12 protein-coding genes and 1 tRNA gene are annotated in these 19,178 nt (G+C 44.6%); 11 read left to right on the top strand and 2 right to left on the bottom strand.

Features of this window, described 5'->3' with window-relative positions; genetic code table 11:
* Window positions 1-46 precede the first annotated feature (46 nt).
* A protein-coding gene (locus W234_RS0103965; RefSeq protein WP_156923945.1) for an IS3 family transposase occupies window positions 47-1,212 on the bottom strand; the annotation gives its coding sequence in 2 pieces (ribosomal slippage) (window positions 47-957 and window positions 957-1,212; 1,167 coding nt in all).
* Window positions 1,213-1,610: 398 nt separating this feature from the next.
* On the opposite strand from W234_RS0103965, the gene W234_RS0103955 reads away from it, so the two are divergent.
* The 11 genes from W234_RS0103955 (at window position 1,611) to W234_RS0103905 (ending at window position 16,282) form a co-directional block, all read left to right on the top strand.
* Window positions 1,611-2,204 carry a tetratricopeptide repeat protein gene (locus W234_RS0103955; RefSeq protein ID WP_025644958.1) on the top strand — a complete coding sequence of 198 codons (594 nt, stop codon included), beginning with the start codon at window positions 1,611-1,613 and terminating at the stop codon, window positions 2,202-2,204.
* A gap of 202 nt (window positions 2,205-2,406) precedes the next feature.
* A tRNA-Trp gene (locus tag W234_RS0103950) sits at window positions 2,407-2,482 on the top strand.
* Window positions 2,483-2,534: 52 nt separating this feature from the next.
* Window positions 2,535-3,032: a preprotein translocase subunit SecE gene (secE, locus tag W234_RS0103945; protein ID WP_025644956.1), complete on the top strand. Its 498-nt coding sequence runs from the start codon at window positions 2,535-2,537 to the stop codon at window positions 3,030-3,032.
* Window positions 3,033-3,102: 70 nt separating this feature from the next.
* On the top strand, window positions 3,103-3,633 hold the full coding sequence (gene nusG, locus W234_RS0103940; protein WP_025644954.1) for a transcription termination/antitermination protein NusG: 531 nt from the start codon (window positions 3,103-3,105) through the stop codon (window positions 3,631-3,633).
* A 95-nt stretch (window positions 3,634-3,728) separates the two neighbouring features.
* Window positions 3,729-4,160 (top strand): 50S ribosomal protein L11, encoded by a 432-nt coding sequence (gene rplK, locus W234_RS0103935; RefSeq protein WP_025644953.1) that lies wholly within the window; start codon window positions 3,729-3,731, stop codon window positions 4,158-4,160.
* On the top strand, window positions 4,161-4,862 hold the full coding sequence (rplA, locus tag W234_RS0103930) for a 50S ribosomal protein L1 (RefSeq protein WP_025644951.1): 702 nt from the start codon (window positions 4,161-4,163) through the stop codon (window positions 4,860-4,862).
* A gap of 416 nt (window positions 4,863-5,278) precedes the next feature.
* Complete coding sequence (rplJ, locus tag W234_RS0103925) at window positions 5,279-5,806, top strand: 50S ribosomal protein L10 (RefSeq protein ID WP_025644948.1); 528 nt, start codon at window positions 5,279-5,281, stop codon at window positions 5,804-5,806.
* 122 nt (window positions 5,807-5,928) lie between these two features.
* Entirely contained in the window at window positions 5,929-6,303 is a 375-nt protein-coding gene (gene rplL, locus W234_RS0103920; RefSeq protein WP_025644946.1) for a 50S ribosomal protein L7/L12, read from the top strand.
* Window positions 6,304-7,094: 791 nt separating this feature from the next.
* Window positions 7,095-11,213, top strand: a complete 4,119-nt coding sequence (gene rpoB / locus W234_RS0103915) for a DNA-directed RNA polymerase subunit beta (protein ID WP_025644944.1) — start codon at window positions 7,095-7,097, stop codon at window positions 11,211-11,213.
* Between the two features lie 160 nt (window positions 11,214-11,373).
* Window positions 11,374-15,594 carry a DNA-directed RNA polymerase subunit beta' gene (gene rpoC / locus W234_RS0103910; RefSeq protein ID WP_025644942.1) on the top strand — a complete coding sequence of 1,407 codons (4,221 nt, stop codon included), beginning with the start codon at window positions 11,374-11,376 and terminating at the stop codon, window positions 15,592-15,594.
* Window positions 15,595-15,754: 160 nt separating this feature from the next.
* Window positions 15,755-16,282: a DUF6586 family protein gene (locus tag W234_RS0103905; RefSeq protein WP_025644939.1), complete on the top strand. Its 528-nt coding sequence runs from the start codon at window positions 15,755-15,757 to the stop codon at window positions 16,280-16,282.
* 156 nt (window positions 16,283-16,438) lie between these two features.
* On the opposite strand, the gene W234_RS0103900 is transcribed toward W234_RS0103905, so the two are convergent.
* Complete coding sequence (locus W234_RS0103900; protein ID WP_025644937.1) at window positions 16,439-19,123, bottom strand: penicillin-binding protein 1A; 2,685 nt, start codon at window positions 19,121-19,123, stop codon at window positions 16,439-16,441.
* Window positions 19,124-19,178 lie beyond the last annotated feature (55 nt).

Genomic DNA, 19,178 nt, shown 5'->3' with positions numbered 1-19,178 from the left:
TGACCCCTGCCGTCAAATCCGTACACATAAACTTGGGAGATTTTAATTACGCAGCCTGACGATAATAATCAAACCACACCTGTCTTGGCGATTGATAGCCCAAACCCTTTTGAATCCTCGTCTGATTGTAGTACAGCTCGATATAACTGATAATATCATTGATGGCTGTGAACCTTGTTTTATAGTCTTGATGATATACCAGCTCATTCTTTAATGTGCCCCAGAAGCTTTCTATCGGAGCGTTATCGAAACAGTTGCCTTTGCCGCTCATTGAGCCTATAAATTGATGCTGCTTAATGGTCTTGTGGTAGGCGTGACTGCAATACTGACTGCCTCTGTCTGAATGAACGATTAGCCCTTTGTTTGGACGTTTATTCCTGATGGCCATGTTCAATGCGCGACAGACCAAATCTGCGGTCATGCGTTTGTTGATCGCATAGCCGACCAGCTCTTTGGTATATAAGTCTTTGACTCCCGCTAAATACAACCAGCCCTCATGTGTCCAGATATAGGTAATATCGCTTACCCATGCTTGGTTAGGGCGACTGGTGTCAAACTTCTGATCGAGCACGTTTGGATAGACCAGCTTGTTGTGATTGGAGTCGGTGGTGACTTTAAAGCGCTTATGACTACGACATTTAATGCCGTGTTGCTCTTTGATGCTTCTTACCATATACAGGCTAATGTTATGGCCTTGCTCGCTTAGATGAGCATGCAGTCGATCTGCGCCATAACGTTCTTTCGTTTCATTGTGAGCCGCTTTAACCAGTAATTCAGACTGGTTGCGATGTATCTGTTGGTCGCTGAGATCACGACTTAGCCAGTCGTAATAGCTTGATGGCTTAACCCTTAACACACGGCACATAGTGGTGATGCGAAAGAGGAACTGGTTGTCTTTGATAAAGGCGTACCTGACTAACTGTTTCTCGCGAAGTACGCCGTCGCCTTTTTTAAGATCTCGCGCTCCTCTTCGGCAACTTTAAGCTGTCGCTTTAGGCGTTTTACCTCTTCAAGCGCACTCATAAGTTCAGGGTCATACTGCTTTGTTCCTACAAGCTTGCCTTGATTAGCTTTGTTCTGCCAGTTGGATAGCGTTTGCATGGCGATGCCAAGTTGCTTTGCGGTCGCTGAAATATTGCCGTTGTTATCCGCTATCTTCTTGACGGCTTCAGCTTTAAATTCGTCACTGTAGGTTCTTACTTTCTTGGTCATGGTAAACTCCGATTAATACGCTTAGTTTACCAAGTTTACCTCTACGGTTTCTTCAGCATAGCTCAACCTTATAGAAAGATGTAGGAGATGGTCTGAAGGGTTATACTGCTGTTTATGCGTTATATTGTTGGAATAGACGAACTAATAATGATTTAATGCAAGGCATATAAATGGGCTTAATGGTAAGTTTAATATTGAAAGTCATGAAGATATAGTATATCAGCAAAGGGAGTTAAACTAGTAGCTTTATACTTTGTGTACTATTAAAATCTACTTTTGGCAAAATAAACTTAAGTGGAGTTAATAGCTAAAGTAAAACTGTATAGTCGTATTTGTAATCTGATATACTTATATAATCCAAGTTTAACTATATTAGCTCTAACACTTTAGAGGAAGAAATGGCATTAAAAATATTTAGGCGTAAATTAAAGTTTTTTAAAAAACCGTCATATAATGACCAGTACTTGAATCCAATATTCAGGTCACATTTAAAAGCAGCTGAGCAAGGATATTCTGAGTCCCAGTTTATTCTCGGATCATTGTACCAAGAAGGTCAAGAAGTCCTACAAAATAATGAGATAGCAGCTAAATGGTATGAAGAGGCCGCAAAGCAAGGACATGTAGATTCTCAGTTTGAACTTGGATCGTTGTACCAAAAGGGAAGAGGTGTCGAGCTAGATTTTGCTTTAGCAGCTAAATGGTATGAAGAGGCTGCAAAGCAAGGACATGTAGATTCTCAGTTTAAACTTGGATCGTTGTACCAAAAGGGAGGAGGTGTCGAGCTAGATTTTGGTTTAGCAGCTAAATGGTATGAAGAGGCTGCAAAGCAAGGACATGTAGATTCTCAGTTTGAACTTGGATCGTTGTACCAAGACGGAAAAGGTGTCCGCCAAAACAGGACTACTGCAAAAGAATGGTATGGAAGAGCTTGTGATGTTGGTCTTCAACGAGGATGTGACTTATACAGAGAGTTAAATGAGCAAGGTTACTAAGTTGCACAAAATAAATAATGATCAATAAGTTACGGCTTGAGCTATTGCTTAAGATACTACTCATACTCGATAGTGCAAACCTCTCTCATTATATGTTAAATCCGTCAGATTAATTATTCTCTTCAAAATTCATTCAATAAAATCTGTCTAAATACTTGCATTTAACTATAAATCTTGTATAATTGTCAGCCTTAACACCCATAGGCGATTGGCTCAATTGGTAGAGCATCGGTCTCCAAAACCGAGGGTTGTAGGTTCGAGTCCTACATCGCCTGCCATCTTTTTTATCCTATCTTTATCTGATGTTTCCTTCTCCTAAGCGAGTTCTTTATGAGCAACAATCAGGATAACCTCGATTCTAAGTTATCTGATGCCTCTAACGCTAAGGCGACGGCAAGCCCGATGCTGACGAAAGGAAAGCATGTCTCAGCAACCAAAAATACCACTGCGGTAGAAGTTGCTAAAACCGGTTCAGCTAAAGATATGGTGCTATGGCTATTGGCTATAGCTGCTCTAATAGCGGCGACTTTCTCTAATCAATACTTACCAGGTTATTGGCAAGCGGCCAATGACGTTTGGGTTCGTATCGGGATTATTGTAGCGCTCGCTGTTTTTGCTCTAGTTTGTCTAGCGCTGACCAATCAAGGACGCGCCTTTAAGATACTATTGAAGGATGCGGCCGTTGAACTGCGCCGCGTCACTTGGCCGGGTAAAGACGAGACTTTTAAATATACTTGGCAAACCATTGTCGTGATAGCGATTGTTGGTTTTTTAGTTTGGATGTTAGATAACTTTTTTAACTGGTTTGTCGGTATTTTTATTGGCTAGAAGAGCGTATTAGCTCTAGTAAAGCTATATTTTATTGATCACAACCTACTACTAAGATCAGGAGCGTCATATGCGTTGGTATATTGTCCAAGCGTTTTCAGGATATGAAAAACAAGTACAACGTTCATTAACTGATCGTATTAATCGTAGTGATTTCGCGGATTCTTTCGGCGATGTATTGGTGCCCACTGAAGAAGTGGTCGAGATGAAAGACGGTAAAAAGCGCAAAAGTGAGCGTAAGTTTTTCCCAGGATACGTCTTGATCGAAATGGAGATGAACGATAATACTTGGCACATTGTCAAAGACTGTCCACGTATTATGGGTTTTGTTGGTGGTACACCAGAGATGCCAGCGCCTATCACTAAAGTGGAAGCCGATCGTATTCTTAATCGCTTAAATCAGACTGAAACTGCGCCGCGTCCGAAGACTCTATTTGAGCCAGGCGAAGAGCTACTGGTTATCGATGGTCCGTTCACTGACTTTAAGGGCCTAGTCGAAAAAGTAGATTACGAAAAATCTAAGCTACAACTGACTGTAAACGTATTTAATCGACCCACGCAGGTCGAGCTTGAGTTTAGTAAAGTTGAAAAACTAGACTAAACAGACATCAACTGGGGAGCTGTTGTTTGTTAAGCGCTGATCGTATGATCATAGTGACTAACAAACTGGCGTTATCACCCAATTAGGAGAAAATCATGGCTAAGAAGATTGATGGTTACATCAAACTACAAGTCCCAGCAGGTAAAGCCAACCCTTCACCGCCAATCGGTCCAGCTTTGGGTCAAAAAGGCGTGAACATCATGGCGTTCTGTAAAGAATTTAACGCAGCGACCTCTAACCAAGAGCCAGGTCTGCCGATTCCTACAGAAATCACGGTATATAACGATAAGTCTTTTACCTTTATCATGAAGTCGCCACCAGCTGCTTATTTACTACGTAAAGCCGCTGGTATCGCTAAAGGTTCTGGTACGCCAAACACTGCTAAAGTTGGTAAGGTGAATCGTGAGCAGTTAGAAGAGATCGTTAAGACTAAAGATGCAGACTTAACTGCTGCTGATCTTGACGCTGCTGTTCGTACCATCGCTGGTACCGCTCGTTCAATGGGTATTTCCGTGGAGGGTGTGTAAATGAGTAAGCTAACCAAACGCCAAAAAGAAATCAATAGCCGTATCGATAACGAAAAACAATACACTATTGAAGAAGCGGTTCAAATCCTAAACGATTTGCCACCTTTGAAGTTCAAAGAGTCTATCGACATCGCTATCAACCTAGGGGTTGATCCGCGTAAATCTGACCAAGTCGTTCGCGGTGCTACCAACCTGCCTGCCGGTACTGGTAAAACCAAACGCGTTGCGGTATTCGCGCAAGGCGCTGCTGCTGAAGCGGCAAAAGAAGCGGGTGCTGACATCGTTGGGATGGATGATTTAGCTGAGCAAATCAAAGCTGGTAACATGGACTTTGACGTAGTTATCGCCGCTCCTGACGCTATGCGCGTTGTCGGTCAGTTAGGTACAATCTTAGGCCCACGCGGTTTGATGCCTAACCCAAAAGTCGGCACGGTCACGCCTAATGTCGCTGAAGCCGTTGCTAATACTAAAGCGGGTCAAGCGCAGTATCGCGTTGACAAAGCAGGTATTATCCACACGACTATTGGTCAAGTTGGCTTTACAGCGGAACAAGTCATCGAAAACGCTCGTGCGTTATTGTCTGACCTTAAGCGCGCTAAGCCTGCGACTTCAAAAGGTATTTTCATCAAGAAAATCACTTTGTCGAGCACGATGGGCCCAGGTCTAACTATCGATCCTGTACCATATCGTATGGCTAAATAAGATAAATATAGCTGTCTGATATTTGAGCCGTAATAAGCACGAATATTGATCGGCAACAAATTTTAAGCAGTAAAGAATTTTAAGAATTAGGTCAGCGTAGTGAATGCTATGCTGTCTAAGACCGTAGGTAGAGAGCGGTTTATAGTGATAATGATTTAGGTATTATTAATCGCTATAAGCTGCTTTTGTTAATCGATAACAGATGAAAGTCTTAATTGTCCTACGCAGACGGTGACCCACCCAGTTGTTGATAAGAGCCGATAGGGCAACCTATCACTTGATGTCAGTCTGATAATGGTGCCGTAATTAGTCGTTATTAATGGACTTTTTAGTGCATTAATAACGTGTTGTATCAAGTCAGTTTTCACTTATGGTTTAGATTATAAGTGGATTGATAAGATTAAAGGAGTCAACTTATGGCATTAACGCTAGAGCAAAAACAACAAGTTGTAGCTGAAGTGTCTGAAGTTGCTGCTAATGCTTACTCAGCAGTCGCTGCCGAATATCACGGTATTGGTGTTGCACAGCTTACTGAGCTGCGCGTACAAGCCCGTGAAAAAGGTGTGGTTTTAAAAGTGGTAAAAAACACACTTGCAAAACGCGCTTTTGAAGGCACTAAGTTTGAGAGCATGTCAGACCGTATGACTGGTCCATTACTTTTGGCTTTCTCTATGGAAGACTTGGGATCTGCTGCTAGAGTCGTTTTCGACTTCAGCAAAGAAAACAATGCTTTAGAGACCAAAATTGTATCAGTCGGTGGTGAAGTTTATGGTCCAGAAGAGCTAGAGCGCGTATCGAAGCTACCAACTCGCGACGAAGCAATCTCTATCTTGATGGCAACTATGAATGCACCAGTGACCAAGCTTGTCCAGACTATGAACGCAGTTCCTGGCAAGTTCGTTCGCACGGTAGCAGCAATCAAAGACGCAAAAGAAGCTGCTTAATCGCTTGTTTTAACGTAAATTTTACAGCCTTGATTGGCTTATTGTCCCAGTATCTAACACAGTGGACAGTCAATCAATACGCTATTAAATCAATTATTTTTATCAGATAACGGAGAGTTCTCATGGCACTATCTAAAGAAGATGTGTTAAACGCAATCGCTGAAATGTCAGTAATGGATATCGTTGAGCTAATCAGCGACATGGAAGAAAAATTCGGCGTAACTGCTGCTGTAGCTGCTGCTGCACCTGCTGCTGCTGCTGAAGGCGGCGCTGCTGCTGAAGAAAAAGACGAGTTTGACGTTGTTCTTGCTAGCTTTGGCGAGAAGAAAGTTGCCGTCATTAAAGCCGTTCGCGAAGCGACTGGCCTTGGTCTAAAAGAAGCGAAAGACCTAGTTGAAGGCGCTCCAGCACCAATCAAAGAAGGCGCGTCTAAAGACGAAGCTGAAGAGTTGAAGAAGAAGCTTGAAGAAGCTGGTGCTTCTGTTGAACTAAAATAAGCTTAGCTTAATTTAGTTTAATACTGCACATAAAGAGCTAGTAATGCCTTGCATTGCTAGCTCTTTTTTATTATAATTACTAGCTTGACCTTTTGTGTCTGCCTAACGCCCGATCACCAGTGGTGGATACTCATCAAAAGGACACACGATAGCTATGCAAGTAAACACAGTGCAAGCAAGCACAGTAGTTTTGAATAATCTGTTAATTTAGGCTAAATGTCCTGAGACGTTTGGCGTTTTTTTGTGTCTGCATGCTTTTTCAATAACTGTTTTTTAGCACGGCCTACTTAACTCAATATCTATTATTATTTATCTGATTAACATTATTGCTGATGACTATTTATCGCACCTTTAGTGCTATTCAGACAAACGGATACTTTGATTTTTAGCGGTTACGTACTTTTAACCGTTATCAATAATCCGCTTTATTTAATAGCGGCGGTTGACCAAACGCCTTTGAAACTGCTATCCAAGCTATAGTTTATTAAAAACTAGACGCGAATCATTGGATACAAAGGTTAATCACCGCATATATATACAGTTATATCACTGTTTGGCTTAATAACCCATTTATTTAAAAAAGATTTTGAAAGTGTTGATTATCAAAATGCATATGGCCGCATAGTGATGATTGTTTGAAGTTTTAGCTTTAAAGGGATCTCGGATGAGTATATCGCCTTTAAAGTGGTTGTATTATCGTATACGTCGCTAAGTTTGCATGGTATCACCAAGTATTGGTGCACGCTAGCTACGATTTTTATTTGTTTCCACGTTTACTGTAAGGACTCTCGATGGCATATTCTTATACTGAAAAAAAGCGTATTCGCAAAAGTTTTGCTGAATTGCCCACTGTGATGGACATTCCCTATTTATTGTCTATCCAAGTAGATTCCTATGAGCAATTTTTGCAAGAGCATAAAAAGCCTAAAGCTCGTGAGAATACTGGTCTACAAGCCGCTTACTCTTCTATTTTCCCGATTGAGAGTCATTCAGGTAATGCTGAGCTACAATTTGTTGAATATTATTTAGGAGAGCCGGAGTTTGATGAGCGTGAGTGTATCTTACGTGGTTCAACCTTTGCCGCGCCTATGCGTGTCAAAATCCGTCTGATTATCAAAGACAAAGATCATAAAGACAAAAACAGCAAAGCGGCTATCAAAGATATCCGTGAACAAAGCGTTTATATGGGTGAAATTCCACTCATGACTGATAACGGTACCTTTATCATTAATGGTACTGAACGTGTTATCGTCTCGCAATTGCATCGTTCACCCGGTGTCTTCTTTGATCATGATAAGGGTAAATCACACTCTAGTGGTAAGGTGCTTTATAACGCTCGTATCATTCCTTATCGCGGTTCGTGGTTAGACTTTGAGTTTGATGCTAAAGACCTAGTATTCGCGCGTATTGACCGTCGCCGTAAACTCCTTGCTTCTATCATCCTGCGCGCTCTTGGCCTAACGACTGGCGAGATTTTAGACTTATTCTTTGATAAAGTCGCGGTTTATAAAGGTGAGGAGCAGTTCGAGATTGATATCGTTGCTGATCGCTTGCGTGGTGAGATGGCGCAGTTCGATATCGTTGCCCCTAATGGCGATGTGATCGTCGAGCAGGGCAAACGTATCAACGCGCGCCGTATTCGTCAGATCGAAGAGGCGGGTATGACTAAGATCGCCGTGCCTGATGAATATCTCTATGAGCGTATTTTGGCTGAAGATATTATCGTTAATGACGAAGTCGTTGCCCATGCAAACACGCCTATCGATCATGAGCTATTAGTGAAGCTAAACTCGTTTGAAGCAAGTGATTCGATCAAAGAATTCAGCATCCTGTTTACTAATGATATCGATCAAGGTAGCTACATCGCTGATACGCTGCGTGCCGATAGCACTTCAAGCCGCGAAGAAGCCTTGATTGAGATCTATAAGGTTATGCGTCCAGGCGAGCCACCAACGGTTGAGACGGCAGAGAAGCTGTTCGAAAGTATGTTCTTCAATGCTGATCGTTACGATCTATCTAACGTTGGCCGTATGAAGTTCAACCGCCGTTTGGGCTTAGACTTCGATAATACCGATGACCCAGACGTGCAGCGTGCGCGCAGCGTCTTGACCAATGACGATATCGTCAACGTGCTAAAAGAGCTGGTTGAGATTCGTAATGGTCGCGGCGATGTCGATGATATTGACCATTTAGGTAACCGCCGTATCCGCTCAGTAGGCGAGATGGTAGAAAATCAATTCCGCGTTGGTCTGGTTCGTGTTGAACGTGCGGTCAAAGAGCGTCTATCATCAGCAGAATCTGATAACTTATCGCCACAAGATTTGATTAACTCAAAACCAGTTGCTGCAGCGATCAAAGAGTTCTTTGGCTCTAGCCAGTTGTCGCAGTTTATGGATCAAAACAACCCGCTATCAGAAGTCACGCATAAGCGCCGTGTTTCTGCATTGGGACCAGGTGGTTTGACCCGTGAGCGTGCCGGTTTTGAAGTACGTGACGTACACGATACGCATTACGGCCGTGTCTGCCCAATTGAGACACCAGAGGGTCCAAACATTGGTTTGATCAACTCACTAGCGACCTTTGCTAAGACTAATAGCTTTGGTTTCTTAGAGACGCCTTATCGCCAAGTGGTCGATGGTAAAGTAACTGATGTTATCGAATACCTATCTGCTATCGAAGAGGTCGGTACGGTAATCGCTCAAGCTGACTCACCCATGAATGATAAAGGTGAGCTTAGCGAGGAGATGATCAGTGTCCGTAGCTATGGCGAGTTTGTGCGTATGCCAGCTGACAAAGTGACGCATATGGATGTGTCGCCAAGTCAGGTCGTGTCAGTAGCCGCTGGTCTGATTCCATTCCTAGAGCATGATGATGCTAACCGAGCGCTTATGGGCTCGAACATGCAGCGTCAGGCAGTTCCGACGCTACGCGCTGATAAGCCATTAGTTGGTACAGGTATGGAGCGTCACGTCGCTCGTGATTCGGGTGTCTGTGTTATCGCTAAGCGTGGCGGTGTGATCGAAGACGTTGATGCCTCGCGTATCGTCGTACGTGTTAATGAAGATGAAATGGTCGCTGGTGAAGCGGGTATCGATATCTATAACTTGATCAAATATACGCGCTCAAACCAAAATACTTGTATCAACCAGCGCATCATTGTCAACCAAGGCGACGAAATCGCGTCAGGGGATATTCTAGCTGATGGCCCATCGACCGATCTTGGTGAGCTAGCGTTAGGTCAGAACATTCGTATCGCCTTTATGCCGTGGAATGGTTATAACTTCGAGGATTCGATTCTTCTATCTGAAAAGGTCGTAAAAGAAGATCGATTTACCACCATTCATATTCAAGAGCTCACTTGTGTGGCTCGTGATACTAAGCTTGGCACCGAAGAGATCACTGCTGATATTCCAAACGTCGGTGAAGCCGCGCTGTCTAGCCTAGACGAAGCAGGTATTGTATATATCGGTGCTGAAGTGGATGCCGGTGATATCTTAGTCGGTAAAGTCACGCCAAAAGGTGAGACACAGCTGACGCCTGAAGAGAAACTACTACGGGCCATCTTCGGTGAAAAAGCCGCTGACGTCAAAGACACCTCACTACGTGTCCCAACGTCAAGCAAAGGTACGGTCATTGACGTACAAGTCTTCACCCGTGACGGTGTCGAAAAAGATGCGCGTGCCCGTGCGATTGAAAAATCACAGCTCGATAGCTACCGTAAAGATCTAAAAGAAGAGCTACGTATCTTTGAAGAAGCGGCGCGTGGCCGTATCGGTAACTTACTCGACGGTCAAAAAGTCAGTGGTGGTTCAGGTCTCAAAGCCGGTACGGTTATGAAAGCGGCCGACATGAAAGAGATGAGCCTTGAGACTTTGTTAGATATTCAGCCAGTTGAAGAAGATATCGCTGAGCGTCTCACGCAAATCGCTGAGTACTTAGTCGATAAGCAAAAAGATATCGATGTGAAGTTTGCAGAGAAAAAACGCAAACTAACTGCAGGGGACGACTTGCAGCATGGCGTACAAAAAATCGTCAAGGTTTATCTTGCAGTGAAGCGTCGTATTCAGCCGGGTGACAAAATGGCGGGTCGTCATGGTAACAAAGGTGTGGTATCGCGCATTATGCCGGTCGAAGATATGCCTTATGACGAGCATGGCAATACGGTTGATATCGTCTTGAACCCGCTAGGTGTTCCTTCGCGTATGAATATCGGTCAGGTCTTAGAGACTCATTTAGGTATGGCAGCCAAAGGCTTGGGCGAGAAGATCGATAACATGCTCAAAGCTCAAGCAGCAATGAAAGATCTACGTGATTTCTTAGACCAAATCTACAATAAAGTAGGTGGTGAAAGCGTTGATCTCGATAGCTTAAGTGATGATGATATCATGGCGCTAGCGGGCAACTTGCGCGACGGTGTGCCAATGGGTACCGCAGTGTTTGACGGCGCGCATGAGCATCAAGTCAAAGACTTGCTTGAGCTTGCAGGACTCGACCGCGATGGTCAGCAAGTACTATATGATGGTCGTACCGGTCAGCAGTTTGACCGCAAAGTGACGGTCGGTTATATGTATATGCTCAAGCTCAACCACTTAGTCGACGACAAGATGCACGCGCGTTCTACCGGCTCTTACTCGCTGGTCACCCAGCAACCACTCGGTGGTAAAGCCCAGTTTGGTGGTCAGAGATTCGGTGAGATGGAAGTGTGGGCACTAGAAGCATATGGTGCGACTTATACCTTGCAAGAGATGCTAACGGTGAAGTCAGATGATGTCGAAGGCCGTACGCGTATGTACAAAAACATCGTCGATGGTGAGCAGTATATGGATCCAGGTATGCCTGAGTCGTTCAACGTACTGACCAAAGAAATCAAATCACTGGGTATCAATATTGAGTTAAAAGAAAACAATTAAGCCCTTATTGACGCTTAAGCGTTAGACTAAAAGCAGTAAAGTATGATTGATACGGCTGCTTTTAGTCTTTATCTCATCCCAATTCATTGCCTTCAGTCGTCTAAGTAGCTTGTACTTTTAGGTACCGCTTAGAAGATTATAAAGATAACGGAGAAGCAACTTGAAAGATTTACTCGATATCATGCAAAGCCCTACCGCGAGCGGTAATCGTGAGTTTGATAGCATTCAAATTACTTTAGCCTCACCAGATGTGATCAAGTCTTGGTCGCATGGTGAAGTCAAAAAGCCAGAAACCATTAATTATCGTACCTTTAAACCTGAGCGCGATGGTCTATTTTGTGCCAAAATCTTTGGCCCAGTAAAAGACTTTGAGTGTCTTTGTGGTAAATATAAGCGCCGCAAGTTCCAAGGCGTCATCTGCGAAAAATGCGGCGTAGAAGTCACTACAGCCAAAGTTCGCCGTGATCGTATGGGTCATATCGATCTGGCTAGCCCTGTCGCGCATATTTGGTTCTTAAAATCATTACCAAGCCGCATCGGTCTTTTATTAGACATGACGCTACGTGACATCGAGCGCGTACTTTATTTCGAGAGCTATATTGTTACTGAGCCAGGCTTGACGAGTCTTGAGAAGTATCAGCTGCTTGATGACGAAGACTACTACCGCGCGCTTGAAGAGTTCGGCGACGAGTTCACAGCTAAGATGGGCGCAGAAGCAGTACAAGACTTATTAAAAGAAATCGATATCGATATCGAGATTGATGAGCTGCGCGAAGCAATTCCGCAAACCGGCTCTGAGACTAAGCTCAAAAAAATGTCTAAGCGTCTAAAGTTATTAGAAGCTTTCCGCGACTCTAATAATAAGCCTGAGTGGATGGTAATGAATATTTTACCAGTTCTACCACCAGATTTACGTCCGCTAGTACCGCTAGAAGGTGGCCGTTTTGCGACATCTGATCTTAACGATTTGTATCGCCGTGTCATCAACCGTAATAATCGTTTGAAGCGTCTATTGGAGCTTAGCGCCCCTGATATCATTGTGCGTAACGAAAAGCGTATGCTACAAGAGTCAGTCGATGCCTTACTTGATAACGGTCGCCGTGGCCGTGCCATTACTGGTAGTAATAAGCGTCCACTAAAATCTTTGGCCGATATGATTAAAGGTAAGCAAGGTCGTTTCCGTCAAAACCTACTTGGTAAGCGTGTCGATTATTCTGGTCGTTCGGTTATCGTTGTTGGTCCGACGCTACGTTTGCATCAGTGCGGTCTACCAAAGAAGATGGCATTAGAGTTATTTAAGCCATTTACTTATGCCAAGCTGTTATCACATGGCATGGCGACCACGATTAAAGCGGCCAAAAAGATGGTCGAGCGTGAAGAGCCGCAAGTGTGGGATATGCTGGCTATGGTTATCCGTGAGCATCCAGTGCTACTCAACCGTGCACCAACGCTGCATAGATTGGGTCTACAAGCGTTCGAACCTGTACTGATCGAAGGTAAAGCGATTCAGCTGCATCCGCTGGTTTGTACCGCGTTTAACGCTGACTTTGACGGTGACCAAATGGCCGTTCACGTACCATTGACGCTTGAGGCTCAACTAGAGTCACGCGCCTTGATGATGTCAACGAATAATATCTTGTCACCTGCTAACGGTGATCCGATTATCGTACCGTCACAAGACGTGGTCTTAGGTCTATACTACATCAGTCGCTCATCGATCAATGCCAAAGGTGAAGGCATGGTGTTTGCGACAGTCAACGAAGCCTTACGTGCTATTGGCTCGAACGATTTGCACGTCAATGCTTTGATCAAAGTGCGTGTCACTGAGACGCAGACTGATGAAGCAGGTAACACCACAGAGTCGACAAGTCTGAAAGAGACCGTTGCTGGTCGCCTATTGATTTGGAACATCATGCCAAAAGGTATGGCGTTTGCAGAGTGCAACCAAGAGATGACTAAGAAAAACATCTCAGGTTTGATCAACTCTTGCTATCGTAAAATGGGCGTCAAAGACAGCGTTATGTTCGCTGACCAGTTGATGTACTTAGGTTTTGCACAAGCGACTTTATCTGGCGTTTCTATCGGTCTTGATGACATGGTCATTCCGCCAAGCAAAAAACAAATCATCGACACCGCAGACGCTGAAGTCCGCGAAATCGAAGATCAGTTTGAGCAAGGGTTCGTCACTGCCGGTGAGCGCTATAACAAAGTTGTCGATATCTGGTCGCGTACCAACGACAAAGTTGCTAAAGCGATGATGGATAACTTGGCGACCGATAAAGTCATCAACGCCCAAGGCGAAGAAGACGAGCAAAAATCCTTCAACTCAATCTTTATTATGTCAGATTCTGGTGCTCGTGGTAGTGCTGCACAGATTCGTCAGCTTGCTGGTATGCGTGGCCTTATGGCAAAACCGGATGGCTCTATCATTGAGACACCAATTAAAGCGAACTTCCGTGAAGGCCTGACCGTACTACAGTATTTCATCTCAACGCATGGTGCGCGTAAAGGTCTAGCCGATACCGCTTTGAAGACTGCAAACTCAGGTTATCTGACTCGTCGTCTCGTCGATGTTGCGCAAGATTTAGTCATCACTAGCGATGATTGTGGCACCGAACAAGGTCTGCTCATGACGCCGCACATCCAAGGTGGCGAGATCATCGAAAAACTTGGTGACTTAGTGCTAGGGCGAGTGACTGCGCGTGATGTGACTTATAATGATGATGACTCAAAAGTGCTGATTCCGGCTGGTACGTTAATCGATGAGCAGTGGGTAAACATCTTAGACGAAAACGCTATTGATGATATTTGGGTACGCTCAGTTATCACTTGTGAAGTTGAGCACGGCGTTTGTTCGCAGTGTTATGGTCGTGACTTGGCTCGTGGTCATAAAGTCAATATCGGTGAGTCAGTTGGGGTTATGGCAGCGCAGTCTATCGGTGAGCCAGGTACTCAGCTTACCATGCGTACCTTCCACGTGGGCGGTGCAGCAAGCTCAGCATCTGTGGATAATAGCATCTCAGCGCGTAACGCCGGTCAAGTACAATTTGACAATATGAAAACAGTTGAGCATACCGATGGTCATTTAGTTATCGTCTCTCGCTCTGCAGAAATTGCTTTGACTGACGATCTTGGTCGTGAGCGTGAGCGTTATAAAGTACCTTACGGTTCAAGCGTCCTCGTCAAAGATGGCGATAAAGTAGATGGTGGTCAAACGATTGCTAAGTGGGATCCGCATACGCATCCAATTATCACAGAATTCGCCGGTACTGCGCGCTTTAGTGATATCGTTGATGGTAGTACAGCGACCGTTAAAGTCGATGATGCCACAGGTATGAGCTCGTTTGAGATTCTAGCGACTCGTGACCGTTCAAGTAATGCTAAAGACTTACGTCCTGCTATTATCTTGAATACTGATGCGGGCAAAGAAGTGGTTTATTTCTTACCTGCAGAAACCATCATTCGCGTCAGCGATGGTGAAAAAGTAGCGGCAGGTTCGATCTTAGGCCGTGTCCCACAAGCATCTTCTGGTACTAAAGATATTACCGGTGGTCTACCACGCGTCGCCGATTTATTCGAAGCACGTCGTCCGAAAGATCACGCCATTATGGCTGAGATGACAGGTGTGGTGAGCTTTGGTAAAGAGACCAAAGGTAAGAACCGCTTTATCATTACTAACGAAGATGGTGAGACGCATGAAGAGCTGATCCCGAAATGGCGTCAAATCAACGTCTTCGAAAACGAGACTGTGGCACGCGGCGAGATCATCGCTGATGGTCCGCAAAACCCGCACGACATCTTACGTCTAAAAGGTCAGACGGCTCTTGCAGACTATATCGTTAACGAAGTACAAGACGTTTACCGCTTGCAAGGCGTGAAGATCAACGATAAGCACATCGAAGTTATTATTCGTCAGATGCTGCGCAAAGTTGAGATTACAGATGCGGGCGACTCTAGTCACTTCAAAGGTGATCAGGTCGAGTACGCTGATGTCATAGCCTTGAATGCCAAACTGGAAGCTGAGAATAAATTCCCAGTTCAGTATGAGCGTCAATTGTTAGGTATCACCAAAGCGAGTCTGGCAACGGAAAGCTTTATCTCAGCAGCTTCGTTCCAGGAAACCACGCGAGTGCTAACTGCGGCGGCGGTGACGGGTAAAGTTGATGAGCTACGTGGCCTAAAAGAAAACGTCGTCGTCGGTCGTCTAATTCCTGCAGGTACTGGTCTTGCGTATCACAACGCGCGTAAAGACAAAGCAGAACAAAAGCTGCAAGACTCAGATCTGAATGCTGCGTTCGATATGGGTACAGCTACGAGTGAAAATAAAGACTTTACAAGTTTCGATGAAGCCTTCGCTCAAGAGCTGAACCAAGATAACTAAGCTTTGTTTAACTTATGAGCTCTGTTTAATTTAACAGTAAAAAAGCCAGCCTCGTGCTGGCTTTTTTATGCATAAAATATAGTCAGACTCAGTAAAAAGATAGTACACTTAAACACATTGTAGTTTTTTAACTGATTCGTAATAAAAGGACAACCTGCTTATGGCCGGTAAAACTCGCGTAGCCAAATACCATGCTGACCGTACCAACCAAAAGCTTTATTTTTGCCGCTTAGCTTGCCAAGCGGCAGATAACAGTAGCGATAAACAGCTGTACCAAGCGCACTGTGAAACTGCTATTTTTCATTTATATGGTAGCTTTTTAGCCTTTATGCAGGAGCTTTCGCAGTTCTATAGTTTGGAGATGAATGAGCCAACGCTACTGGCTATAGAGCAAGCGCTTAGCGAGCGCACGCAGGTCTCACCTGAGGTCATGCGCTTACAGCAACTATTAGAGCATGGGTTTTTAGCCAATATAGAGCGAGCTTATCAGCGCTGTCTCTATGCTGTATTGTCGGATCAACAAATAAGTGCTCATCCTGCTGAGGGCTCAAAACAATCGCAAGATTTGATCGTTAATGTGGTGACATTGTCCAACCAGTGGCTACCTGATGAGTCAACTATTCGAGAATGGCGCAGTCAGTTTTTAGATTTGATTGAACAGCTACGGGGCGGCATGGTCGAGTATTAAATCAGTATTGAAAGTATTGAAAGTATTGAAAGTATTGAAAGTATGGGAAGCGCTTGCCTATCAAAAAGGCAGTCCACTGCAGTGAACCGCCTTTTTAATGCTTTATTGAATGTGTCCTAAATGGAGCTTTATAGCTATATTTATAACTATAGAGTCTTATTCTGGCATCGCGGGCATACGTTCTGCTGGCGTTACGGGTAATGGATTTTGTGACGCACTATCGCTATTATCAGACGCTGTTGACTGCACTACAGGCTCTTGTTCAGGTTCAGGAGGCTTACGTTGCTGAATTTTAGTTTTAACCGGTTGGTTAGCAGCAGTCTCTAAATTGCTTGAGTCGTCCTCATCACTGTCATTAGTACTGACAACGCCATCATCGTTCATCTCGATAATACGCTGGCTTTGCTTTTTAGATTTAGATTTATTATCAAGCGACACCCATTCAAAAGGAACGTCTCTTAACTGCGCTCTCATAAAGTCCATCCATACGGGTAGGGCAGCAACACCGCCATACTCGCGGCGACCAAGGGTTGAGGGCTGATCAAAACCCATCCAAACGACAGTAGCGTTGGTAGGATGAAAGCCTGCAAACCAAGCGTCTTTGGCTTCGTTAGTCGTACCGGTCTTGCCCCCAATATCCTCGCGTCCAAGTGCTCGAGCGCGAACGGCAGTACCGCGCTGAACCACCTCTCGTAAGATGTCGGCCATCTCGTAAGCCACTCTAGGTTTGAGGATTCGCGGCGCTTGGGTGGCCGTTACATACTGCACTACAGGAGCTTGCAGACGATCTGTCAGCGGATTTGCATCATAAATACTCATATCATAGTTATTAGAAACATTGGTATTAGCATCATCATCGCTAAGCTCATCATTCTGAGCATCTGACTCATTCTCGACAGCGTCGTCTTCGCTTATGGTATCTTCCGTCTGCTTGTCCTCTGCTTCTTGCTCAGTAAGCGTTTGGGCATCTTCAATCAGTTGTTGGTTACGAGCTTCAAGCTGCTCATTGAAACAAAGCGCACACGCTTGCTGCGGATTGGCTTGAAACAACAGCTCATTATCGTAGTTATAAATCTGCTCAATAAAATAAGGCTGTATACGATGACCGCCATTCGCAAAGGTCGCATACGCGGTAGCCATTTGTAACGGGGTAACTTGACCCGTACCGAGCGCTAATGACAGTGTAGTCGGTAGCTTCTCTTTATCAAGACCGAACTGGTCTAACAGATCACGAGCATCTGAGGTGCCTACTGCTTGTAGTAAGCGAATAGAGACTAAGTTACGAGACAGATAAAGCCCGCGGCGTAAAGTGATATCACCTAAGAAGCGCTCATCAGAGTTTTTAGGCTTCCAATCGCCGACTTGAATGGGACGATCTGAGATGATGCTATCTGGACGATAGCCTTTTTCTAAGGCGGTGGTATAAATCAGTGGCTTAATTGTTGAGCCCGGTTGACGCCATCCTTGCAGGGCGCGGTTGAATTTACTGTACTTAAAGTCAAAACCACCTACCAAAGCGTTTAGCGCGCCTGTCTCTGGGTCTAGCGATACTAAGCTGCCTTGGACATCTGGAATCTGTGCCAATTGCCAATTATCATTATCGGTTTTTATTAAGCGAACGATGTCTTTTTCACTGACGATTTGGGAGGCGTTACTAGGTAGATTACCGAAGCGATCGGCTGAGATGAACTTCTTTGCCCAGCTCATACCAGACCAGTTTACGGTGACCGTCTCACCTGATTGCATCAGTGCTTCAAAGCTGCGTGAGTTGACAGTGGTCACCTTCGCAGGATACATACTGCCATAGCGGTTAAAGTCTTCAAGAGGTTCATCGTTCGCCTCAGCGCCGCGCCAGCCGTGACGATGATCATAGGCAATAAGACCTTTGAGGACGGCCGCTTCGGCAGCTTGCTGCGCTTGGCTATCAACGGTTAAGCGCACCCGCCAGCCGCCATTGACTACTTGATCTCCATAACGATTGACTAAAGCATAGCGCGCCATCTCTGCCAAATAAGGCATATTAACATCGAGTTTTTCTTGATATAAATTCAAGCCAATGGGCGAGTCGATAGCTTCATCATGTTGCGCTTGATCGATATAGCCAAGCTCGTGCATACGTTTGATAATCCAGTTACGGCGAATAAGGGCACGCTCAGGATTGGCGACTGGGTTGTATTTAGAAGGGGCTTTTGGAAGGCCAGCTAGCATCGCCATCTCTGCGACGGTTAAGCTCTCAAGTGACTTACTATAATACTTTTTGGCAGCGGCGCGGATACCATAAGCGCCTTCGCCCAAATAAATTTTATTCACATATAAAGTGAGAATTTCATTTTTAGTGAGCTCGTCTTCCATCTTTCTGGCGACAAATAGCTCTGTTAACTTACGATTCAAGGTACGCTCAGGCGTCAAAAAGTAATTCTTAGCCACCTGCATAGTAATTGTTGAGCCCCCTGTTTGGCCCTCATCGTCAGTGACCACTTCGGTGACCGCTCGTCCTAAACCCTTAATACTAATGCCGCTATGCTGAAAAAATGAAGCGTCTTCAGCAGCTAAAAAGGCGTTCGTCAGCCCTTCAGGAATCTCTTCATAAGTCACCGGCAAAGATAAGCGGTTGCCATACTGACCGATGAGTTTGTCATCACGGCTATAGATCTGTAAAGGCATCTCCAAATTTGCCCTTTTAATCTCTTGGATACTAGGTAGGGTAGGTGATAAGTACATTGCCATGCCATAAAAGCCAATAGGAACGGCGAGCGCTAAGATAATGACTAGCGCTAAAAAGGCAATAAAAAGCCCCACCAAGTAATGGATAAGACGGACGGTGGCATTTTTTTTGGGCATAATAAGCTTATCAATTAAGAGAGTGAACGGTCATTATTATACATTGAACCCAAAG

The sequence above is a fragment of the Psychrobacter sp. TB15 genome, assembly GCF_000511655.1.
Classification (GTDB): domain Bacteria; phylum Pseudomonadota; class Gammaproteobacteria; order Pseudomonadales; family Moraxellaceae; genus Psychrobacter; species Psychrobacter submarinus.
Note: the sequence above shows the minus strand (reverse complement) of the source record. Positions and strands in the feature narration are given on the sequence as shown.